Raw genomic sequence first — 22,913 nt, 5'->3', positions numbered from 1 at the left:
TTTTAGAAGTTTGCTGAGATGGTAAGCGCAAAATTTTCATCAATATAATTTGGGATGGTGTAGGTTTCACTAACATTATTAAACTCTAAATGTGAACCCGCAAATAAGTTTTTACCCGTCAAGCCTACTGACCAATGCGAGTCGACTAGCCAATTCCACGTTATGTCTAATGCCGCGTAATTGTTAGTGTTATAAGCATTTGAGTTCTCTATGCGAATAGTCGCAAGCACCGCGTGATTAGTAAAAGGTGAGTAGTCAGCTTTAGCGAATAATTGTCTATTTGTTGAGTTGTATCCTATTGCTGGCGTGGTGCCTAGTGGTAAATCGTACGTTAAATCAGTGTAGCTATAGCCAAGCTCCATTTTTATATTTTTTGCGGCTTGCCAAGCCAATACAAAATCACCTCCATTGGTAGTAGCTTCGGCTGCAGACACCACATCTAATTCAAGCTTAGTTGTGGTTAGCGCTAAACCTGCCAGTTCGAATTGGTTCGCTTGTAATAGTGCCAGTGCCGGTAGAAATTGTGCGGATTGGTCTTCAAAATTTGAGGTATATGCCACCACATTTTCCCCCTCAGTTTTATATAACGATAAGTCGATAGACCAATAATTATTACTAAACCGATAGCCTAGCTCATAAGAGACATAGGTTTCAGAATCAACTTCATCATTCCCATTCAAAAAGGTTTCTATTCTATAATTATCAAGTTGAGGGATTCCGGTGCTTTCACCTAACAGGCGACTAAGCTCTATTCCACTCACTTTAAAATTGTAATCGTATTCTAAAAGCATAGGGATTCTTACGCTTCTTGAAACAGCGCCCCATGCCAAATGGTTGGCGACTGGTTTGTAAGTTAACCTAGCGGAGGGTTGGTTTTGCCATCCAGTTAGATCATTGTGTTCAAGTTTTGTTCCTACAATAAGATCAACGCTGTCGGGAACAACACTATATTGCATTTGGAATAGCCCGCCATATTGCTCTAAAAAATGAATGTCTTTATCTGAAGTAAACACAATCCCTTCTTCAGAGTTAACCGCGTTGTATCGATAATTCAGCCCCCAATCTAGCTGAACACTGCTGTAGATAAAGTTCATTTGATAATCAATATCTATCGATTCAAAATCTTCCTTCAAATACAGTTCGGTTCCACTTTGTTTCAACCATGATAGCTGTAACATCTGATTAGCTGTGTTTGATATTCTATTGTCAACACGCGCCATTAAACGCGTATCGGTGCGGTCAAAGTTTTCAGAAAATGCTAGGTTCGTATTCGTTTCATCAATGGCTGCTCTTAAGTTCTGAGCTAATTTTGAATACGTAATATCACCTTGAAGTAATACATCCCACTCGTTATTTGGCGTAAAGTCTGTTCTAAAACCAAAAGCATACTGCTCTGCAGTATCAACGGGCGTGATGATTTCATCTCTATAAATTGTGCCATCTTTAGACGCTTTACCATCATTAAAATGAGCATAAATTCGATAACTGCCTTTATTACCAATGTCACCTCCATAGCGAATGTTTGCATCATGTTTAATTTGATTACCAAGAGAAAAATCTGCATAACCGTTTCGGGTATCAAGACTATGTTTAGTTATTATATTGATAACCCCGTTATTGGCGTTACTTCCCCATAATAAGCCGCCTTGTCCACGGATAACTTCAATGCGTTCAATATCGTATAAAGGCACATTCAATGCTTCCCAATAAACGGCAGCAAATTGAGGTGAATATAAACTTTGGCCATCAATCATTACCAATAATTTACTAGAATAACGCGAGGCGACACCGCGAGCAGTGATAGCCCATTGATTGTTATCGAGCTTTCTAACTATTAGCCCCGGTACTAACTGAAGCGCTTCAGGTACCGACATTGCACCGGAGTTTGTTATTTGTTCTTTGCTTAAAACATAAATAGAAGACGCGGTATCAAAAGCCGATTGCGCTCGCTTCATTGCAGAGGTGGCTTGCACATCCATTCCCATCAGGGCATCGAGATCAAAATCTTCATTATTGAGAGATGACGCTATCGCCAATGGAGAAATCAATAATAATGGCCATGCTAGGTTTTTTGTTATATTCACCAAACTCATTCCTACACGAAAGAAAATTAAAAGAATAATGCTTTAAATTGCAGCGACATGATGCTGTTTAAGTACACTTAAGAAGGTGAATTTTTTAAACAACTCTTTAGTATAGTTTATCGACAGATAATTAGTTTTTTTAAGCACTTATACATTATTAATGCAGTTAACTATGAAATCATTTAAATTAGAAAGTTATGATGGGCTATATTAAATTAAATGGTGTTGGCTACATTTCGATTAACTATTATAGCCAAGGTTTTGTTTGCTCAAGTGGGCGATGTGTTAGTAAGGTATGATAAAGCGCCGCTAGAAGTAGAAGCTTTTAAAGCTAACGAAAAATACAGTGCTAACTGGTAGTTTTAGCTACAATAATTTACTTAATTGGGTTTTTGCTTCTATCCACTGGCTCATATACTGGCTTGTCTGAAACTGATGATGACTCATTACTTGTTGGAGTATATTCAAAGATCTATTTTGCATTCTATTGGTATATCCACTTTGTATAATATCAATGAATTTGCGAGATATGAGTGCGGGTGCGTAGTCCATTTGGATGATTTTTTCGCCATTTTTCACTGCCTTAGTCCATGCTTTCTCGTTGCTGTACAATTCAATTGCGCTTGAAATAAAGGCCTCAAAATCATCCACTATAAAACCACCCCAAGCTTGCTTAGAAATGCCTTCAGCCCCAATCGGGCTCGTTATACTAGGCGTGCCACACAACATTGCATCTAGAAATTTTCCTTTTACTCCCGCTCCAAACTGGATTGGCGCTAACATAACTCTAGCGTTTTTAATGACGTCAAATTGATTTTCAGCAAACCCATGCACATGAAATCCAATCGCGGCGTTTTCAAGTTGTTTAGCTTTTGGCGATAAATAAGCCCCATATACGTGGCACTTTACCGTTATACCTAGTTTCTTAAAGTGCTTTACAATAAAAGGCCAAATATTTTCGCGTAAAATTTTAGCGCTGTGGTAATTAGGAGCATGTCTAAAATTACCTATGAATACAAAATCTTCGCGCTCTTGAAATCTGGGAAGGTTAGTTAATGATGCATTTTTGCTATTAATAATAAAGGGGCAATGAGCGATTTGATTTTTAGGCACATGCATTATGTCTGTCAGCAGCTCTTGTTCAAAATCTGATAAAACGACGGTTAAATCGGCTTGATAAATACAAGCTAATTCGCGTTTTGTCAGTTCGTTTAGTAATAGAGAGCGCTGTTCATTTGCTAATATTGATGCCGATGAAACAAAGCGATGACTTAATACTTTGGCTGCTTGTTGGCGAGCTTTGCGTAAAAAATGTAAATCTTCAGCATCTAATACTAACAGTGCTTCTGGACAAGACTTTTTAACGCGCCAAGCGAATTGTTCGTAGCATAAGAAGCGGTCAAATATGACTATATCAGGGGCGAGTTCTGTAACTTGCGAATCAAAGCTACTGCAATTTAATACGATAGGAAAAGAAGGAATAGCATCGTTTTCAAGATTCTGAGATTGTTCCGTTTTTTCTGCGGCACTACAGAAGAAAACTTCATTGCCATCATCCCTTAAAGCGTACATGTAGCTTAGGATATTTTGACCGGCCGCTGATGATTTTGGTTCAGGCCATACAAAGCCAATAAATAAAACTCGCAATTCTTCTTTCCTTAGGCTTAAGTTATTGTATATAGTGATATAAGCTGTAAATGTAGTTGGCGATAAAGCATAGGCGATATACCTATTTACCTAAGCCCCACAACGTAACAATGGATCTAGAATGATACCACAACATCAAGCTCATCACGTTATTTTAGGTGCCGGATTAATAGGCTGTTATCTTGGTGGGGCGCTTATTCATAGCCAACAGAAAGTAACATTTATTGCTAGAAATAGTTTTAAGCGCATCATTGAGAACGGTTTCACAATAAGTGATTACAAAAATAACGCGTTCGATGTTCCTTTAACTTTTTCTGCAATCAATGATCACGAGCTCAACAATTTAGAGGCGCGAGCTGATGTTTTGTGGCTTAGTGTAAAGTGTACAGCTCTAGAATCGGTTATTCCTACTATTGTTGACTGTATTAGCGACAAAACGATTATTATTTGTTGTCAAAACGGCGTAGCCAACCATAAGATAATTCAGCAAGCCTTTCCTGCTAACATTGTTTTAAGAGCAATGGTTCCTTTTAATGTTGTGATTAAAAGCGGCAACAACTTTTACCGAGGCTCTGAAGGTCATTTTGTTCTAGAGTGCGAAGGTAGTGCAAGTGATTCTATAAAATGGTTAGCTAGGCAAATCAGTTCTAGTTTACTTCCCACCGATACAAGCTACCACATGACGGCACTTCAATGGGCTAAATTACAATTAAATTTAGGTAATGCGGTTAATGCACTTGCTGATATTCCCGTTAAGGAAATGCTATCGACACGTGTGTATCGAGTTTTAATTGCCAAAATGATGGAAGAATTACTGCAAGTCACAGAAAAAAAACAAATAAAACTACCGAAAATTGCAAATTTGCCGAATAAGTGGATACCGAAGATATTGTTTTTACCTAACTTTATATTTAATCGCGTAGCACAATCAATGCTTGCAATCGATCCAAAGGTAAGAACAAGTATGTGGTGGGATTTACATGGGGGTAAAACAAGTGAGATTATGTACTTAAACCAAAAGCTTGTAAAAACCGCCTTGCAGATAGGTGTTGATGCACCAATAAATGCAAAAATTGTAGATTTTATTTTAAAAGCAGAAGAGGGCGACAGGGTATCACCGACTGCTTTTTTTGAATGGGCAGAAAATGCAATTAAGAACTACTAATAAATGGTTAAGTTAGGAGCTAATTTATCAATATGAACGCTATTGAATATGCGCAAAAAGCAACGGAGTTATTTGCGGTGCCGGAAACGGCGAATCAACTCAGAATTTTGTTTGATAGAGAAGGTTCTACAATGAAAGACATTGCTAGCGTAGTGTCGGGTGATCCTGGTTTAGCGGTTCACTTATTAAAATATGCCAACAGTCCAATTTTTCGATTTGAACGTAAAATAGAATCTTTAGAAAAAGCTATTCAAGTAATAGGTGTAAAAGCGGTTTACGAATTTGCGCTTGTGTTCGGTATTACAAATATTATTGGACCAGAACACGAGAAATACATCAACCTAAACAACTTTTGGAAACAAAGTATACTGTGCGGGCTATATGGCGTTTTTTTCGCAAAAAAAATAAAAGAGAAAGATGTGGCGCGTATGTACACAAGCGGCTTGTTGCATAACGTAGGCGAGCTTGCTATTTTGCGCGTTACGCCTTCCGTTATTAAGCAGTGCAATCGTTTAAGACCTAATACCCTGCCTAAACAAGCCCAAGAACTTGTACTAGGTTTTTCATACGCAGAGGTGTCAGCGTCGCTGTTACAACGCTGGCTGATACCTGATGCATTAGTTTCAACCGTTGCTATGCAGCACCATGATGATGCGCCCGCGGTTACTGTTGAATCACAAATTATTCAACTAGCATACAATTTAGCCGTAGTAGAAACTTACCCAGACATATACAGAATTGAGGAAGACATTCCTGAATTCTTATATGCGAGCTTACAGTTAAATTTAGATACTATTAATGAGGCAATTGAACATTGTAAGCCTGAACTAGAAGCGCTCTGTTCAATCTTCCGAGTTCAGTCAGTATAAACGCATCCTTATTGCGGTTAATAAAGGTTTACTTCACACTAAATTAATCAAATATAGCGACGGTTTGTCTGCTAATAGCAATTACTTCACCGTGAATATCCCATATGGTGGCCTCAGTATGTCCATATCCATTTGCTGCCTGCCTAGTATCCGCTTTATAAGCAAACCAATCCGTAGGACTAAGCTCTCTATGAGGGTGAATAAACTCTAAATTCCAGCTGACTGTGCTAGCCGGTGCCGGCCACTTAAGCATTTGAAGCAAGGTAGGAGGCCATGCGTCAATAAGGCTTACAATGTGAGCATCTGTTATAGTTAAAGGCGGCTTTTTAAAGCGCATCCAGCCATAATAATGGCTATTCTTTTTACCAGAAAAAGGAATGCCACCATCTTGTATCGAAAGGTCAAAGTGTCTAAGAAACTTAGGGGTTACCTTGGGAATTTGTGGAATAAAATTGCCTTTGATGGGAATAGAAAGGCCGTGTGTTTCGGTATTTGGCACTTCAATTTTAGAGCTGCGATTCTCTGCAAAGCAAAACTGCGATACTACACATATTTTGCCATCTTGAATTGCTCTTGCTTGAAGTTGAGATACATTTTTGCCCGCCCTGACAACTTCAACACTCACTTCAAATGCTTTTTCTGAAAGTAGTGGGCCTACAAAATTAGTGGTCATAGAACGTAACACGCGGGCGCTATCAACGTACACTTTAGCCGCAGCGTATAAAATGCCGGCTGATAAACCTCCATACACAGTGCGGCCTTGAGACCATTCTTTGCTAACGGTCATGGTGTTATTAGGCTGGTCTTTTAAAGATTGAGCTACACTCAAATATTCATCTATATGCATATAAACTAAAGTCTCATCTGGTCGGAGTAGTGCTATTGTTGTTTAAATGTAGTTGTTAATCAAGCTATATGCGGACTTAGGCATCATTCATTTGGTATATATTAACAAATAATTCACATAAATTTGCGTTCTATTAACATATGTATCAGTGTAAAGACTAAATGTTGTTAAAAGGATTACCATTTTATGCAAACCGACTCCACCGTAACAGCTGCACCTTCCGTCGCGTATCGGCGCTACGTTTTACTAATACTAACACTTGTATATGCTTTTAACTTTGTAGATCGTCAAATTATAGGTATTTTATCTCCGTTTATTAAAGCTGATTTAGGTCTAGACGATGCACAACTTGGTTGGCTAAAGGGCTTCGCGTTCGCCTTATTGTATACCGTAGTAGGCATTCCCATCGCTTGGCTTGCTGATAGATACAGCCGCGTTAATATAGTCGCTATTTCCTTAACAGTGTGGAGTGGATTTACTGCTTTGTCGGGCTTTGCAACAAGCTTTATGTCACTTGCGGTTGCGAGAGTAGGAGTGGGTATTGGTGAAGCAGGCGGAAGTCCTCCATCACATTCCATGATTTCTGATTTATACAAACCTACCGAACGAGCAAAAGCGCTCGCCATTTATTCCTTAGGCATTCCGTTTGGCGTAATGGCTGCATATTTTGCTGCAGCGTTTTTTTTACAAGGAGGAACAACCGATTGGCGAACAGTCATGTTAGCGGTGGGTATCCCGGGGGTCGTATTAGCCTTGTTACTTAAGTTTACGGTTAAAGAGCCTAAGAGAACCAGTGCGCCTAGTGGTAACGTTGGCAGTATGAAACTGGGTGAAGCCATTCGTACACTGTTAAAGATACCAACTTGGTGGGGCATGTGCTTAGGTATATCATTCGGTTCGTTCGGCAATTATGCAATATCTACTTGGATAATAGATTTTTATGTTCGCATCCACAGCGAAGTCAGCATTCAAGAATTGCTTATTTCGTTTGGTATAATTAATGGTACTGCTTACGCCTTAGGCGTATGGTTAGGTGGCGTAATAGCTGATAAATGGGGTAAAAAGAATCGCAGGGGTTATGCTTTATTACCGGCCTATGCCTTAATTATTGGTGTGCCATGCTTTGTTGCGTCACTTTATGTGGGCTCAGCTTGGGTGTCTATTGCACTACTCACTGTATTATTGTTCACCAGCGGTATGTATTTAGGACCTTGTTTCGCAATTGCACAAACACTTGCACCAGTTAACGCAAGGGCAATGTCTACCGCTTTATTCTTCTTTGTACTCAATATTATTGCGCTAGGTGGCGGGCCAACGCTTATAGGTATAATAAGTAACATGTATTCAGAAACCATGGGTTCTGGTGAAGCTTTGCGCTTTTCACTAGCCTTGCTAACGATTCCATATGTACTTTCAATTGTTATTTTCTTTTGGTCGTCAAAGAAAATTGAGAAAGATTGGGCTGCTGCAGAGGAAAGGCAAGCGGCTGCTTAGCAATTAGTTATGTAATTAAGACGCGCCTTGGCGCGTCTTACATGATAATCTTATTGGCTTTCCTTCATTATCCAAACACTAGGACAAACTAATAGTGACCAACAAAACTATTCACTTTGCCCACGCTAACGGTTTTCCTGCTGGTAGCTATAAAAAATTCCTAAATCACCTGTCACCTGACTACGCAATTATCGCGAAAGATAAATACGCACATGACCCACAGTATCCGCTGAATGATAATTGGGAAAATCAGATTGACGAGATGATTGACTATATCGAGCAAAACAAGACAAATGACAAAGTAATTGCCATTGGTCATTCTTTCGGTGCGGTGCTTTCATACATGGCTGTGTGTAGGCGGCCTGATTTGTTCTTTGGTTTAATAATGTTTGATCCACCATTAATTACAGGTTTATCTCGTTATTTATTTCGTTTCGCCAAAACGAATAGGCTAATTGATAAGTTAACACCAGCGGGCATTACGCGATTAAGAAACCAAAAGTGGGCGAGTCATCATAATTTGTTTGAGTATTTTTCAAGTAAAGCATTATTTAAAGATTTTGATGCAGATTGCATACACGACTATATTGATGCGGTGATTGACGAATCAAATAATGTTAAGACCCTGAATTTTAATGTTGAAATAGAGGCTAATATATTTCGCACAATTCCGCACAATTTACCTTCTTACAAAGGCAAGCTTAAAGTGCCGAGTACCTTAATTACAGGCAAAAATACCAATGTATGCGTACCCGTTTTACGTAATCCATTTTTGAAAAATAATAGTGATATAGAACATTTAGAGCTCGATTTTGGCGGCCATATGTTCCCACTGGAGAAGCCTGTGGAACTCGCTAAAAAAGTAAATATGATTCTTAAAGGTATGTAACTAAGACTTCTTAGTAGAGGCAATTTACATTCCTCGATGCTTATTTCAACAAATAAGCAAAGAGAAATATAAAATAACTAGAGCATTTCTGAGGTAACTAACACGACACCATTTTCAGATACTCTAAATCCACGCTCAATATCTTTCTCATGGTTTTCGCCAATAATAGTGCCATCAGGAATAGTGCAGCCTCTATCTATTATCGCCTTTTTAATTATGCAGTTTTTACCGATTTCTACCTCTGGTAACAAAACCGATTCTGTTACTACACTTGCTGATTTAACCGTAACATTAGAAAAACAAATTGACTGCTTAACTGATGCGCCTGAAATTATACACCCGCCTGACACCAACGAGTTTAATGCTTCGCCTGGGCTGCTTTCGTGTTCCCACACAAATTTGGCTGGGGGGAGTTGTTCTTGATACGTCCAAATCGGCCAACGCTTGTCATATAGGTTTAATTCTGGAACAGGGGAGACCAATTCCATATTGGCTTCCCAGTAACTATCTAAGGTTCCTACATCACGCCAATATGAGTGATTTTTAGCGCTCTTTTTAAAGTCGAATGCACAGACTTTATGGTTATCAATAATGCTGGGAATAATATCTTTACCAAAGTCATGATCAGAACCCGGGTTTTGAGAATCTTGCTCTAATTGTTCAATTAAGAATTCGGTATCAAAAACATAATTTCCCATGGAAGCTAAACATTGGCTTGGATCATGAGGCAGCGTCTCTGGCTCACTTGGCTTTTCAATGAAACCGGTGACCTGATTGTTGCCATCAACACCAATCACGCCAAAAGCCCCACGGGCTTGTTCAACAGGCACTGACATACAACTTACTGTCATTTTGGCGCCAGATTCAACATGTTGAGCCAACATCGGCCCATAATCCATTCTATAAATGTGGTCGCCCGACAATATCATTACGTATTTGGGTAATTCCGTCTTTATGATATCAATATTTTGATACACGGCATCAGCCGTACCTTGATACCAGTCTTCAGAAAAACGCTGAGAAGCGGGAAGTATTTCTATAGATTCACCCAACTCTTTTTTGAAATGTCCCCATCCTCTTACTAAATGCCGAATTAAAGAGTGAGATTTGTATTGGGTAAGGACACCTACGTTACGAATACCTGAATTAATACAGTTAGAGAGAGGAAAATCGATGATTCTAAATTTACCACCAAAATACAATGCAGGTTTCGCTCGCCAATTAGTCAGTTCGTGAAGTCTTGAACCTCTGCCGCCTGCTAACACAAGGGCGTAGGTGTCACGTGTTAAATTACTGATATAACGGTTATTGACTTTATCCATAATGTAAACTTCTTGTTATTGTTATGAGCAATTTCTATACTAAAGTACTTTGTAAGTATGAGCAAACACATACTTAAATTTAATGGCGTTCTATAGAGCTTGTTTGAGAAACCATTTGGATATGCACAAATTCATAACGCCTTTTTACAATATTAGACGGCATGATGGAACAAAAAAGCGCCTAACACTGGGTGCGAGGCGCTTCGATGTAATATCAATATTGGTGTTAGCTTAAATCACCAGAAGCTGATTCAAGATGAGCTCTTACAAACCATTGGAATTGCTCTAAATCTGCAAGCTGACTTGTCAGCATATCTTCAGATACTGGATCCAATTCACTTACTTCATCTATCGCTTTTCGGTGGTCTTCATTTACACCATCATAAACAGCGTTTAGGGCGCTTAGATGATCTTTTACAAGTGCTTTACCTAAGCTGTATTCTTCCCAAGTGCGACGCTCAACTACTGATTTAGGCGTACCTACCGGAACTCCGCCTAATGTAGCAATGCGTTCCGCAATTGTGTCTGTCATTTCTCTCACTGATTCTACTTGTGGGTCAAGCATTTCGTGTACGCCAATAAAATTAGCCCCTACAACGTTCCAGTGAATGTGCTTTAAGGTTAGCTGTAAATCAATTAGCGCAACCATTCGTTGTTCCAAAAATTTTATCGTTTGCTCTGCCTTGTCATTTTTAAGACCTGGTGCAGTAAATGAAGCTACTTTTAAATTACTCATAATTTTCCTTATTGTTAATATTTAAACAAATTTAGTGGTGAGTTATGAATATAAAATAGCAAACGTCATGCCGTTTCAATGAAATCTAAAAAAGCCATTAAAAACAGTGGTTTAAAAATTTATGTAACTGTGTAAATTTAGCAACAAGTTATATACTACGAATTACTTATGCAATACCGTGTAATTTTTACTCAATATAGTTTTAGCTCAAAAGGGCATAAGCTCAATAGCGCAAGTAAAATAAATATTTTAGGTGCGCTAATTACAGTTTACCTGCTGCCAAGGCTTTTCCCGTTTTTGATTGATTAGGGCGTTGTAATATCTCGCTTATATTATTCCCCACATTAATTAATTTTGTTAGGTTAACGCCGGTTGTAACACCCATTTCGTGGAGCATATAAATTAAATCTTCGCTTGCAAGATTACCTGAAGCACCTGCCGCATAGGGGCAGCCACCTAAGCCAGCTACCGAACTATCAAAACTCGAAATGCCTTGCTGTAATCCCACAAGTACGTTTGCTAAAGCTTGCCCATATGTATCGTGACAATGCAGTGCTAAGTGAGTTGCGCTTATGCGCGACAATAGCAAGTTAAGCAATTTATTTGTGTTGAGCGGGGTACCTACACCTATGGTGTCACCTAACGACACCTCATAACACCCCATTTCAAGCAAACGCAAACTTAAATCTAAAACCGCTTGCTTATCAATAGTGCCTTCATAGGGGCAACCTAACACACAAGAAACATATGCCCGAACAGGTATATTGTCAGATACGGCTTGCTGAACCACATCTTCGAATCTCACGAGGCTCTCTTCAATACTGCAATTAATATTCTTTTGAGAGAATGTTTGTGATGCGCTAGCGAAAATAGCGACCTGCTTTGTACTGGCATTTATGGCGTCATGGTAACCTTTTAAATTAGGTGTTAGCGCGCTATATACTATGTTATCGAATTTTTTTATTCCGCGCATAACATCGGCAGAGCTACTCATTTGCGGTACCCATTTAGCCGAAACAAAACTGCCTGATTCAATATGAGAAAAGCCGCAATCACTAAGTTGATTAATAAGGTCAATTTTTTGATTCACACTTAGCAATGACTTTTCATTTTGCAGGCCATCTCGTGGGCCTACTTCTACTACTTCAACTTGGTGAGGAATATCGTCAAATAGGGTGCTTTTCATAGTTGTTGGGCCTTATTGCTCATTGGCTAGCAAAGTCAGTAATAGCTCATTGCCTTCAACGGTGTCACCTGCGTTAACTCGGCATTCCTTTACTACACCGCTGAAAGGGGCTTTTAAACTATGCTCCATTTTCATAGCTTCTATAATAATAAGTACTTGGTCTTTTTTTACTTTTTCGTTCTGGCTGACCATTACCTTAACCACATTACCATTCATGGGAGCTACAACATCGCCAGCACTTGCTGATTCATCAGCTGTGCCAAAATCTATACTCGCTTTTTCAATACAAACCATTCCTGACTGTATTTGTAAATAAATACACTTGTTATTTTCATAGTAAGCGTAAGTCAATTTGCTATCAGGTGTAATAATCGTAATGTGTGAATCGTGCTTTTCAACCTCAAATGTATAGCTCACCTTGCTTACCTTGGTTTGAAATAAACAAGGTGCCAATTGTTGCACTTCAAAGCTGAAAGTTTCTTGATTGTAAGTATATTCATAGGCTTTATTAACAACATGATTAACTCTATAGCCACTTAGTTCGTTGGTTTCACTAATATTTTGAGCGCTTATTATGCCTAAAATTGCAATTTGCTGCTCAGGCAGTAGGGGGGCTTTCTCAAGGTTTATTAGCTTGTTATGGCGCTCAATGTAATCAGTTGATAATTCTGCATTAACGAAGGGTTCACTTTGAGCCAATTTAATTAAGTAGTCGATGTTGCTTGTAATACCGCACAGCATAAATTGTTGTAAACTGTTTATAAGTAACGATAGCGCTTTGTTTCTATCTTCCCCCCACACAATCAACTTAGCGACCATTGGATCATAAAATATACTTACCTCGTCACCCGTTTGAATACCCGTGTCAACTCTAACGAATGGTGAAATCTTAGGCGTAATTAAATGTTCTATTTTACCGGTTGAAGGCAGAAATTCATTGTTTGGGTCTTCTGCGTAAATTCGCGCTTCAAACGCATGCCCACTAATACTCAACTGCGTTTGTGATTTCGGCAAGGGGAGGCCGTTAGCAACAATAATTTGCCACTCAACTAAATCTTCTTGCGTGATAAATTCGGTAACAGGGTGTTCAACCTGTAAACGGGTGTTCATTTCCATAAAATAAAACGAACCGTCAGTGTCGTATAGAAATTCTACCGTGCCTGCACCGGTATAGTTGATTGCATGAGCCGCTTTTAGTGCCGCTTCACCCATGGCTGTTCGAACATTACTCGGAAAATTGGGAGCAGGAGCTTCTTCTATTACTTTTTGATGGCGACGTTGAATAGAGCAGTCACGTTCAAATAAATACACACCATTGCCATGATTATCACAAAATATTTGAATTTCAATGTGCCTAGGTTGTGTCAAATACTTTTCAACCAGCATGTGGTCATCGCCAAAACTATTTAAGGACTCACGTTTAGCACTAATTAAGGCTGAATGGAATTCTTCGTCACTCCATACTTGACGCATTCCCTTACCACCGCCACCTGCTGCTGCTTTTAGCAGTACTGGATACCCCATGGCTTGTGCTTGTTTATGTAAGAAACCAGGATTTTGTTCATTGCCATGATAACCAGGCACTAAAGGAACATTAGCCGCTTCCATAATGGTTTTTGCTGCAGATTTAGATCCCATCGCTTGTATTGCTTCGCTCGATGGCCCTATAAATGTAACATTGTTTTCTTGGCAAACTTGCGCAAATTCTGCATTTTCAGATAAAAAACCGTAACCAGGGTGAATAGCATCAACGTTATATTGTATTGCTTTTTCAATAATTAATGCAGTATTTAAATAGCTCTTGGATGCAGCGGCTTCGCCTAAACAAATGGCTTCATCGGCCATTTGAACATGTAATGCGTTTGCATCAACCTCGGAATAAACGGCAACCGTTTTAATATTTAGCCTTGCTGCAGTGCGTATTATTCTGCAGGCTATTTCCCCTCTATTGGCAATAAGTATTTTATTAATCATAAGAATCTACCCAATTCGCTGGGCGCTTGTCTAGAAAGGCTTTTAAACCTTCTTGCCCTTCTTCAGACACTCTAATTTTGGCTATATGCTTACTTGTAAGACACATTAGCTTTTCATCAATCTCTTGGTTTTCTACTTCATCTACTAATGCTTTAGCTTGTGCCACCGCATAAGGTCCATTTTTCAATATAGCTGAAATAACATCTTCTATTTGGCTATCTAATTCATCTTCGCTAACCGCTTCACTTATAAGTCCAATTCTTCTTGCTCTTCTGGCTGAGAATACTTGTGCCGTCATAAATAAATGCTTGGCGTTGCGGGGGCCTATCGCTTTTACAAGGTATGGGGAAATAGTTGCGGGAATAAGGCCTAACTTGACTTCACTTAAGCAATATTTACTCAAGCGGCTGGCTATTACTATGTCACAACACGCAATAAGCCCCACTGCACCTCCATAGGCTGCGCCTTGTACTCTTGCAATCGTTGGTTTTGGTAAGTTGTAAAGCTTGTTTAACATCAAAGCTAGGCGTTGAGCATCGGCCATGTTTTCGGCTTCAGAATAAGACGCCATTTTTTTCATCCAATTTAAATCTGCCCCTGCACTGAATGACTTTCCTGAACTTTGTAAAACCATTACTCTAATGTTGTCGTCAATTGCCACTCGCTCAAAGCAATCAATAAGGCTATTTATAACATCTTCGTTAAATGCATTGTGCACATCGGGACGATTAAGCGTAACCCTAGCCAATGCACCTTCTATTGATAAAATCACATCACTCATAATTAATATTCTCTTTGCTTTTACAGAAGTTACATTCTGAATATGCCAAATTGGGTATCGTTAATTTCACTATTACTTGCTGCACTTAAGGCCAATGAAAGAACTGAGCGCGTATCGGCTGGGTCAATCACACCATCATCCCATAGGCGTGCTGATGCGAAGTAGGGATGCCCTTGCTTTTCATAAGTAGCAATAACGGGGGCTTTTATGTCATTTATCTGTTCATCACTTAGTGGGGTTCCAGCGCGTTCACTTTGGCTTTGTTTAACTTGAGCAAGCACACCCGCGGCTTGCTCACCGCCCATCACTGATATTCGTGCGTTCGGCCACATAAACAAAAATCTTGGGTCGTAAGCTCGCCCGCACATACCGTAGTTGCCCGCACCAAAACTACCGCCAATCAATACTGTGAACTTCGGTACTTTTGCGCAGGCTACCGCAGTTACTAATTTAGCACCGTGTTTAGCAATACCGCCTGCTTCATATTGTTTACCTACCATAAAGCCAGTAATATTTTGTAGAAACACGAGCGGAATATTACGCTGACAACAAAGCTGGACAAAATGTGCACCTTTTTGCGCCGACTCTGAAAATAAAATGCCATTGTTCGCGATAATACCAACTTCATAGCCATCTATATGTGCAAATCCGCACACTAAGGTGGTGCCATATAAGGCTTTAAATTCGTGAAAGTCACTGCCATCTACTATTCGAGCAATAAGCTCTCGTACATCGTAAGGCTGCTTTGTATCTTTAGGTATAAGGCCGTAAATCTCTTCGCTAGAATACGCGGGAGCTTTTGGTGCAACACGTTGTAAACTATTTACTTTTGTTTTATGCAGTCGTGCTATGGCATCCCGTGCAATACTCAGGGCGTGGTGGTCATTGTTCGCTAAATGGTCAACCACTCCTGAAGTTCTGCAGTGAACATCGCCGCCACCCAATTCTTCTGCGCTTACCACTTCACCTGTGGCTGCTTGCACTAACGGTGGGCCAGCTAAAAATATTGTTCCTTGCTCACGCACAATAATAGATTCGTCAGCCATGGCTGGTACGTATGCTCCACCAGCTGTGCAAGAGCCCATTACAACTGCTATTTGCGGAATATTTAATGCCGACATGTTAGCTTGATTGAAAAATATACGGCCAAAATGCTCTTTGTCAGGAAAAACTTCGTCTTGCCGGGGTAAATTCGCACCACCGGAATCGACTAAGTATATGCACGGTAGGTTATTTTCCTGCGCAATGGTTTGTGCACGCAAATGCTTCTTTACCGTAAGAGGGTAGTATGTCCCACCTTTAACCGTGGCGTCGTTGGCTACTATCATGCATTCAATGCCACTCACTGAGCCTATGCCTGCCACTACTCCAGCACAAGGCACGTAGTCATCGTATACTTCCCAAGCGGCTAATTGTGCTATCTCCAAAAAAGCGCTGTTATTGTCAATTAGTGCTTCAATACGTTCTCTTGCAAGTAGTTTTCCTTTGCTTTTATGGCGCTCACAAGATGCCTTAGAGCCTCCCTGCATTAAATGAGCAACCGTTTTTTTAAGGTCATTTACTTGCGCTTGTAAATGCTCAGCGTTTTGCTTAAATTCATCACTTTTAAGATTAATCTTAGAATGTATGACTGCCACTTGATTACCTCGTTTACTTGTTTAAAGTCATGATATTAAAATGAAAAAAATTTCTAATTTGACTCATTAAATAGCTCGCGACCAATTAACATTCTGCGTATTTCTGAAGTACCCGCACCAATTTCATATAGTTTGGCATCTCGAAGTAATCGTCCGGCTGAATACTCATTGATATAGCCATTTCCACCTAATAATTGAATACAATCAAGTGACATTTTAGTGGCTAATTCCGCTGAATATAAAATAGCACCAGCGGCATCTTTTCTCGTGGTTTCTCCGCGATCACACGATTTTGCCACACTGTAAACATATGCTCTGGCGGCATTCATTTGTGTATACATGTCAGCAATTTTTCCTTGTATTAGTTGAAATTCACCAATAGCCTGGCCAAACTGCTGACGATCGTGAATGTAGGGAACAACCAAATCCATGCATGCTTGCATGATTCCCAAAGGGCCACCCGAAAGAACTAAGCGTTCGTAATCAAGGCCGCTCATCAGCACTTTTACGCCGCCACCTATTTCACCAAGAATATTTTCGCTAGGCACTTTTGCATCTTCAAACACTAGCTCACATGTATTTGAAGAGCGCATGCCTAATTTGTCTAACTTTTGTGCTTGGCTAAATCCAGGGGTGTCTTTTTCAACAATAAACGCGGTAATCCCCTTGGAGCCACCTGATACATCGGTTTTTGCGTAAATGATAAAAACGTTAGCGTCAGGGCCATTAGTAATCCACATTTTATTACCATTTAATATGTAATCATTCCCACTTTTATCAGCGCGCAATTTCATACTGACTACATCAGAGCCTGCGTTTGGCTCACTCATAGCCAATGCGCCTATGTGTTCCCCACTCACTAACTTAGGGAGATATTTTTCTTTTTGTGTTTGTGTCCCATTTTTATGCAACTGATTCACGCACAAATTTGAGTGCGCACCATAACTTAAGCCAATGCCAGCTGATGCTCTGCTAATTTCCTCCATGGCAACGGTATGGGCTAAATATCCCATATTAGAGCCACCAAACTCTTCACTAACAGTAACGCCAAGTAGGCCCATATCACCAAATTTTGGCCAAAGTTCATTTGGAAATTGATTGTGTTCATCTGCATGAGCAGCTAAATTCGAAATTTCTTTTTGCGCGAAGTTGAACACATGTTCACGCAACATATCTATTTCTTCGCCTAATCCAAAGTTTAAGCTTAAGTAGGGTGCACTTATCATAAATCGCCTCGTTTTAATTCATTTAGTTCGTCTTGGCATCTGGCCTCAACATCATCTAATTCGTTCATTAACATTTGGATGTCGTTCAGTTGTTGCTCCAAAATAGCTCTTTTTGTTTTTGTTAGGGTAAGCATAGTTTCAAGCTGCGCTGCTGAATTAGGGTTAGTATCGTATAAAGAAAATAAACGTCTTATTTCTGCTAAAGAAAAGCCAAGACGCTTTCCTCGAAGGATGAGTTTGAGTCTAACCTTATCTTTCTTATGATAAATTCTAGCTTGGCCTTGTCGTTCTGGTAATAACAGTTCTTGCTCTTCATAAAAGCGAATTGAACGAGGCGTAATATCAAAATGTTTAGATAATTCACCAATAGTAAAGGTAGTTAACGGCATAGTTGTTACTTAAATATTAATAGCATGTGACAATAATGCACTTTACGTTTACGTAAAGTCAAGTTAACGTAAACGTAAAGTTTGCAAAATTACTCAATTGCTGACTAAATTACAGTCATAAAACTCAGCATAATTATTTTAGAAAAGGAAAAAGCATGGCTAATACAAACCACAACAGTGACCCCGTCGTTATTGTAAATGCTAAACGCACCCCTATGGGCGCCTTTATGGGCAGCCTTTCAAGTGTGCCAGCTACAAAGCTAGGCGCGTCGGTAATATCTGCTTTAGGGGTAGAAAATATTACAGTTGATGAGGTGATTATGGGCTGCGTATTACCAGCCGGCCTAGGTCAAGCGCCCGCTCGCCAAGCTTGTTTAGGGGCAGGGTTGTCACAACAAGTGGCGGCTACCACCATTAACAAGGTATGTGGTTCTGGCATGAAAGCGTGCATGCTAGCCCATGACCTTATTCTTGCTGGAAGCGCGCAAGTTGTAATTGCGGGTGGTATGGAAAATATGAGCCAAGCGCCATATATTCTGCCTAAAGCCAGAGAGGGTTACAGAATGGGCCATGGGCAAATGCTTGACCACATGATGTTAGATGGCCTTGAAAACGCCTATGACAGTAAGGCAATGGGGTGTTTTGCACAAGATACCGCTGACGCACAACATTTTTCACGAGAACAAATGGACGAATTTGCGGTAAATTCTCTGAATAAGGCTAAACGCGCAATAGAAAATGCTGAATTCGTTGATGAGATTTCGCCAGTGACTGTTTCGAGTCGCAAGGGTGATGTGCTGATTTGTGAAGATGAAGGGCCAGGTAAAGCGAACATTGAAAAAATACCTAAACTAAGGCCTGCTTTTAAAAAAGACGGCACGGTTACGGCAGCTAATTCCAGTTCAATTTCAGACGGCGCAGCAGCACTTCTGTTGATGACAGCGTCAAAGGCAAAAAGTTTAGGCTTACAACCTTTAGCAAAAATTGTGGCTCACGCAAATCATGCGCAAGCGCCTGAAGATTTTACTCTTGCGCCTGTTTCAGCCATTGAAAAAGTGTTAGCGAAATCAGATTGGCAAAAACATGAAGTTGATTTATATGAAATAAATGAAGCATTCGCTATGGTAACAATGCTAGCTATTAATAAGCTTAAACTAGATGCTAACAAAGTGAATATAAAGGGTGGGGCGTGCGCTTTAGGCCATCCAATAGGTGCTTCAGGCGCTAGAATTTTGGTGACCTTGCTTCATGCCTTAAAGCAGAAAAATGCAAAAAAAGGCATTGCTTCACTTTGTATTGGCGGCGGTGAAGCTACAGCGATAGCTGTGGAAATGATGTAAATACAAAAGGTAAACCCATTGGTAAAGTAGACTCCTACTGGGTCAATGGGTCATATAACCATGCGCCATTTTCGAGAATGACTCGGCACCGCTGGTACTCTTTTTCTGCTTTCCACATTTTCTTGTTCAGTTTCACAATTACACCCGGAAAGAGTTCTTTGTTTGCAATGATTCTAGCGTGCATTTCATAGTCTTGCTTTTTTTGCGCCATTTCTTCTTTCGCTAGCCTCAACCAATTCAACAGTATCCTTTCCGAGTCTAATTCATTAGTAAGTGTGGCTAGTTTTTTCTTAAGCTGCGCGGGTATGTGCCTACTATTTAATGCGGCAATTTTAATTTCATGGTCGGCGTTTGCGTTAGATAAAGTATTAAACAAATCTGTTAAGGCCTCTGCTCTTTGTGCTAATACGTTGTAGCCCTCACTAAAGTCTATGATGAGTTGGCTTCCCGATACTGCACCAACACTACCAGCACGCAATGTTTTATGGCAAATTATGCTGCTTGCGAATAGATTACCCATTGGTTTTTCACCGCTACCAACTATTATTTCTCCTCTGCATTTAACTTTAGAATAGGCTAACTGCTTAGCGACATGAATGTCTTTACCCGAAATAATATCTAAACCTTGCCCGTGTTGTATGAAAATACTGCCACCCGCAATTAGCTGACAGTCTTCTATATTCATTTTTCCCGTAGCGCCCTGAGTGATAATTATGTCACCTCCAGCGCGGACAAGTGCGGATTCTACAAAGCCGTTTACCGTGACGTCACCATCTGCTACCACTTGCATTTGTTCTGTAATATCACCATTAACCACTACTGAACCGTTATATTTAATATTGCCTGTACCAACATTTACGCCTTTAGAAGTGAAGGTATCATCAACATTCATTACGTCGTTTTTAAACTTTGGTTGCCCTGCGATCGTAGCAATAACGGTATTTTCATTTTGTTCTGAAATAACCGTGTTTTTGCCTAGTTTAATCACCTTCCATTCACCAGGAGAGGCGGCAAGTTTTTTATTGGTAACAGTAAAGCCACTTCGCCCCTTAGTTGGAGCAATTCGTTTAGCAACAACTTGGCGCGCATCAACACTTAGTATGTCTCCTAAATTACGCATATCCACTTTACTGTCGTCTGATTCTTGAGGCGCTAAAATTCTATCAATAGCGTTAGGCACCGTTGGTTTAACTATCGAATCTTTACCTTTTTTAGGAGGAAGACCTTTCGCAACTACAATTTTTACTGGTTTATCAGAGCTATTATCAAGAGCTAATTGCAGTAGTTGGCGAATACGTTTTTCACTAATACCACGTTTTACACCGGCAGTTTTAAGTTGTTCTTTAACCGTATTAATATTAGGAAGCATGCTGCCACTATTAGCCGCAATACTTGCTGTACATTCCATATTATCTTCTGATAATGAAACGCTTACCGCCACTTCTTTCAATTCGCCAATAACTTGAGTAATTATCGCCATATCGTTCTCATCGCTGGCAATAGCAATACTTTCTTCTAATTCTAGTATTGAATTCGCTGACAAATGAAAATGGCCAAACTCAGAAGTGTTTACAAATTCAACTAGCTTTTCTTTATCTAGCAACGGACCAAACATTAGAGGGTCGACTGATGCAATGAGCTCTGATTTTTCTTTATTTGTGGTTAATGACAAACCTTTCATCTTTTATCTCTATTCGTTTTAAAAGTACATGATTAAACAGCAATTAAATAGACTGACATTGCCAAGATGTTTCATCATAAATAAGCTTTGCATGGGTATACTCTTTGTCTACTTTAAAATTAGCTTTACCTAATTTTACTATTACACCATTATACAAACTTCGATTAGCCACCACTTTGATATAGTTTTCATAATTAGTGAGTTGCGAGCGAACTTCTTCCATATTTATTCTTAGCCAGTTAACAAATACGCGTTCTAATTCTAATTCTTGATTGAGTTTTTCTCTTAAGGCAATTTGTTTGTCAGAATCTTTACGATTATTAATATTAGATATTTTGATTTCGTGGTCAGCATTTTTACTCGAAAGATCTTTAAATAGCGCAACCATTGATTCTAATTTTTTTTGTAGTGTTTCGTAACCCACAGTAAAGTCAATTAATAATTCACTGCCTGAAACTGCGCCAACATGGCCGGCTTTAACACTCCCGTGACTTTCCACTGAACTGGCAAATAATTTCCCCATAGGGTTCGTTGCATGACCTACTATCAAATCACCATGACATTTTACTTTTGAGTACGCCAGTTGTTTAGCTACATTCACATTATAGCCAGATTTAATATGCAAACCCTGCCCATGGGCTAAGTAAATATTCCCTTTAGCAATCAACTGGCAATCTTCATCTTGTATTCTACCCGTAGCACCCTGAGTAATAATAATGTCGCCGCCCGCTTCAATATAAGCTGACTCTACAAACCCATTTACGGTGATATCACCACCGCACTGAATTCTCATTTTTTCAGTCACATCACCATTAACAATAACGGCGCCTGCGTATTTGATGTTGCCCGTGGCAACATTAACACCGCGTGTTACAAGTACATCATCCACGCTCACTTTGCCGTTAGCAAATTTAGGAAGGCCTGTAAGCTTTGCTAGCACTTTATTTTCGTCTTTGGGAGAAACAAACACGTTATTCCCAAGCTTAATCTTTTTCCACTGTCCTGGAGTGGGCGGAATGATTTCGCCCTTAACGGTAAAGCCACTTCTTCCTGATGAAGGCGCTAATCTTATGGCAACTACTGCATTTTTCTCAACACAAATGATTTCACCAAAATCACGCATGTCAATTTTTTCATCTTCTTGCTTAGGAGCTAATACTCTATCAAGCACATTTGGCACTATGGGTTTAAGCTTAGAATCTTTGCCATTTCTAGGAGGCAGGCCTTTAGCAACAATTCTGCCTCGAACCATACCAGGGCCACTATCAAGTATTATACGTAGAAGCTGCTTGATCGATTTATCGCTGATGCCGCGAACAACGCCATTGGATTTTAAGATATCTTTTAATTGGGACAAATTTGGCGTGAGCCCCGCATACGCGGCGGTAATAATCAATTCGGCGCACATATTTTCTTGCGTTACTGAAACCTCAATACCAGCATCTTTTGCTTCTCCAATTAAATACTCCAAGCCTTCCATATTGTTCTGAGCAAGTTGTATAGATATATCATTGCAAGCATCAGAAATGGCTTTATCAGAAAGAAAATACTTATTGAATGGCGAAGCAGATACCGCTTTTGTTACAGCCTTGGCGTTAATCGGTGAATCTAACAACAAGGGTTCCACCTGTAGTATTAACTCGCGC

Annotated in this window: 18 protein-coding genes; 5 read left to right on the top strand and 13 right to left on the bottom strand. The window is 39.8% G+C overall.

Going from position 1 to position 22,913, the window contains the following annotated elements; all coding sequences use genetic code 11:
• Nucleotides 1-2: 2 nt before the first annotated feature.
• Together ACOI22_RS03165 and ACOI22_RS03160 are read right to left on the bottom strand one after the other, a co-directional pair.
• A complete protein-coding gene (locus ACOI22_RS03165; RefSeq protein WP_420670118.1) occupies nt 3-2,084 on the bottom strand; it encodes a TonB-dependent receptor plug domain-containing protein in 2,082 nt (693 codons plus the stop codon).
• Between the two features lie 366 nt (nt 2,085-2,450).
• A complete protein-coding gene (locus ACOI22_RS03160; RefSeq protein ID WP_420670116.1) occupies nt 2,451-3,731 on the bottom strand; it encodes a glycosyltransferase in 1,281 nt (426 codons plus the stop codon).
• A 121-nt stretch (nt 3,732-3,852) separates the two neighbouring features.
• On the opposite strand from ACOI22_RS03160, the gene ACOI22_RS03155 reads away from it, so the two are divergent.
• Both ACOI22_RS03155 and ACOI22_RS03150 read left to right on the top strand, forming a co-directional pair.
• Nucleotides 3,853-4,896: a 2-dehydropantoate 2-reductase gene (locus ACOI22_RS03155; protein WP_420670114.1), complete on the top strand. Its 1,044-nt coding sequence runs from the start codon at nt 3,853-3,855 to the stop codon at nt 4,894-4,896.
• Between the two features lie 32 nt (nt 4,897-4,928).
• A complete protein-coding gene (locus tag ACOI22_RS03150; RefSeq protein WP_420670112.1) occupies nt 4,929-5,765 on the top strand; it encodes an HDOD domain-containing protein in 837 nt (278 codons plus the stop codon).
• Between the two features lie 43 nt (nt 5,766-5,808).
• Here ACOI22_RS03150 and ACOI22_RS03145 read toward each other — a convergent pair whose 3' ends face one another.
• The gene (locus ACOI22_RS03145; RefSeq protein ID WP_420670110.1) at nt 5,809-6,612 is read right to left on the bottom strand and encodes an acyl-CoA thioesterase; all 804 of its coding nucleotides are present in this window, start codon (nt 6,610-6,612) and stop codon (nt 5,809-5,811) included.
• Nucleotides 6,613-6,798: 186 nt separating this feature from the next.
• Between ACOI22_RS03145 and ACOI22_RS03140 the strand changes: the two genes are divergently transcribed.
• Both ACOI22_RS03140 and ACOI22_RS03135 read left to right on the top strand, forming a co-directional pair.
• Complete coding sequence (locus ACOI22_RS03140) at nt 6,799-8,106, top strand: spinster family MFS transporter (protein WP_420670108.1); 1,308 nt, start codon at nt 6,799-6,801, stop codon at nt 8,104-8,106.
• A gap of 94 nt (nt 8,107-8,200) precedes the next feature.
• Entirely contained in the window at nt 8,201-8,995 is a 795-nt protein-coding gene (locus ACOI22_RS03135) for an alpha/beta fold hydrolase (protein WP_420670106.1), read from the top strand.
• Between the two features lie 77 nt (nt 8,996-9,072).
• Here the strand turns inward: ACOI22_RS03135 and glgC are convergent, their stop codons facing one another.
• The 8 genes from glgC to ACOI22_RS03095 form a co-directional block, all read right to left on the bottom strand.
• Nucleotides 9,073-10,317, bottom strand: a complete 1,245-nt coding sequence (gene glgC / locus ACOI22_RS03130) for a glucose-1-phosphate adenylyltransferase (RefSeq protein WP_420670104.1) — start codon at nt 10,315-10,317, stop codon at nt 9,073-9,075.
• Between the two features lie 226 nt (nt 10,318-10,543).
• Nucleotides 10,544-11,053: a DNA starvation/stationary phase protection protein Dps gene (gene dps / locus ACOI22_RS03125; RefSeq protein WP_420670102.1), complete on the bottom strand. Its 510-nt coding sequence runs from the start codon at nt 11,051-11,053 to the stop codon at nt 10,544-10,546.
• Nucleotides 11,054-11,315: 262 nt separating this feature from the next.
• Nucleotides 11,316-12,239, bottom strand: a complete 924-nt coding sequence (locus tag ACOI22_RS03120; protein ID WP_420670100.1) for a hydroxymethylglutaryl-CoA lyase — start codon at nt 12,237-12,239, stop codon at nt 11,316-11,318.
• 12 nt (nt 12,240-12,251) lie between these two features.
• The gene (locus tag ACOI22_RS03115; RefSeq protein WP_420670098.1) at nt 12,252-14,213 is read right to left on the bottom strand and encodes an acetyl/propionyl/methylcrotonyl-CoA carboxylase subunit alpha; all 1,962 of its coding nucleotides are present in this window, start codon (nt 14,211-14,213) and stop codon (nt 12,252-12,254) included.
• Nucleotides 14,206-14,994, bottom strand: coding sequence for an enoyl-CoA hydratase/isomerase family protein (locus ACOI22_RS03110; RefSeq protein WP_420670096.1), 789 nt, complete (start codon nt 14,992-14,994; stop codon nt 14,206-14,208). Before ACOI22_RS03110 ends, ACOI22_RS03115 begins: the two co-directional genes overlap by 8 nt.
• Before the next feature lie 29 nt (nt 14,995-15,023).
• Nucleotides 15,024-16,631 (bottom strand): carboxyl transferase domain-containing protein, encoded by a 1,608-nt coding sequence (locus tag ACOI22_RS03105; RefSeq protein WP_420670094.1) that lies wholly within the window; start codon nt 16,629-16,631, stop codon nt 15,024-15,026.
• Between the two features lie 53 nt (nt 16,632-16,684).
• On the bottom strand, nt 16,685-17,857 hold the full coding sequence (locus tag ACOI22_RS03100) for an isovaleryl-CoA dehydrogenase (RefSeq protein ID WP_420670092.1): 1,173 nt from the start codon (nt 17,855-17,857) through the stop codon (nt 16,685-16,687).
• Complete coding sequence (locus ACOI22_RS03095) at nt 17,854-18,246, bottom strand: MerR family transcriptional regulator (RefSeq protein ID WP_420670090.1); 393 nt, start codon at nt 18,244-18,246, stop codon at nt 17,854-17,856. Before ACOI22_RS03095 ends, ACOI22_RS03100 begins: the two co-directional genes overlap by 4 nt.
• A 155-nt stretch (nt 18,247-18,401) precedes the next feature.
• On the opposite strand from ACOI22_RS03095, the gene ACOI22_RS03090 reads away from it, so the two are divergent.
• Nucleotides 18,402-19,586 (top strand): acetyl-CoA C-acyltransferase, encoded by a 1,185-nt coding sequence (locus ACOI22_RS03090; protein ID WP_420670088.1) that lies wholly within the window; start codon nt 18,402-18,404, stop codon nt 19,584-19,586.
• A 34-nt stretch (nt 19,587-19,620) separates the two neighbouring features.
• Here ACOI22_RS03090 and ACOI22_RS03085 read toward each other — a convergent pair whose 3' ends face one another.
• Both ACOI22_RS03085 and ACOI22_RS03080 read right to left on the bottom strand, forming a co-directional pair.
• Nucleotides 19,621-21,267, bottom strand: a complete 1,647-nt coding sequence (locus ACOI22_RS03085; protein WP_420670086.1) for a DUF342 domain-containing protein — start codon at nt 21,265-21,267, stop codon at nt 19,621-19,623.
• A 43-nt stretch (nt 21,268-21,310) separates the two neighbouring features.
• Entirely contained in the window at nt 21,311-22,885 is a 1,575-nt protein-coding gene (locus ACOI22_RS03080) for a DUF342 domain-containing protein (RefSeq protein WP_420670084.1), read from the bottom strand.
• Nucleotides 22,886-22,913: the final 28 nt, after the last annotated feature.

It is taken from the genome of Glaciecola sp. 2405UD65-10, assembly GCF_048820975.1.
In the GTDB taxonomy this organism is placed as follows: Bacteria; Pseudomonadota; Gammaproteobacteria; order Enterobacterales; family Alteromonadaceae; genus Glaciecola.
This window is presented reverse-complemented; position numbering and strand designations above follow the sequence as displayed.

Coding starts and splice junctions, on each gene's coding strand:
- ACOI22_RS03090 (WP_420670088.1), top strand. CDS start 18,402: ATGGCTAATACAAACCACAACAGTGACCCCGTCGTTATTGTAAATGCT.
- ACOI22_RS03110 (WP_420670096.1), bottom strand. CDS start 14,994: ATGAGTGATGTGATTTTATCAATAGAAGGTGCATTGGCTAGGGTTACG.
- ACOI22_RS03145 (WP_420670110.1), bottom strand. CDS start 6,612: ATGCATATAGATGAATATTTGAGTGTAGCTCAATCTTTAAAAGACCAG.
- ACOI22_RS03155 (WP_420670114.1), top strand. CDS start 3,853: ATGATACCACAACATCAAGCTCATCACGTTATTTTAGGTGCCGGATTA.
- glgC (WP_420670104.1), bottom strand. CDS start 10,317: ATGGATAAAGTCAATAACCGTTATATCAGTAATTTAACACGTGACACC.
- ACOI22_RS03100 (WP_420670092.1), bottom strand. CDS start 17,857: ATGATAAGTGCACCCTACTTAAGCTTAAACTTTGGATTAGGCGAAGAA.
- ACOI22_RS03115 (WP_420670098.1), bottom strand. CDS start 14,213: ATGATTAATAAAATACTTATTGCCAATAGAGGGGAAATAGCCTGCAGA.
- ACOI22_RS03150 (WP_420670112.1), top strand. CDS start 4,929: ATGAACGCTATTGAATATGCGCAAAAAGCAACGGAGTTATTTGCGGTG.
- ACOI22_RS03140 (WP_420670108.1), top strand. CDS start 6,799: ATGCAAACCGACTCCACCGTAACAGCTGCACCTTCCGTCGCGTATCGG.
- dps (WP_420670102.1), bottom strand. CDS start 11,053: ATGAGTAATTTAAAAGTAGCTTCATTTACTGCACCAGGTCTTAAAAAT.
- ACOI22_RS03120 (WP_420670100.1), bottom strand. CDS start 12,239: ATGAAAAGCACCCTATTTGACGATATTCCTCACCAAGTTGAAGTAGTA.
- ACOI22_RS03085 (WP_420670086.1), bottom strand. CDS start 21,267: ATGAAAGGTTTGTCATTAACCACAAATAAAGAAAAATCAGAGCTCATT.
- ACOI22_RS03095 (WP_420670090.1), bottom strand. CDS start 18,246: ATGCCGTTAACTACCTTTACTATTGGTGAATTATCTAAACATTTTGAT.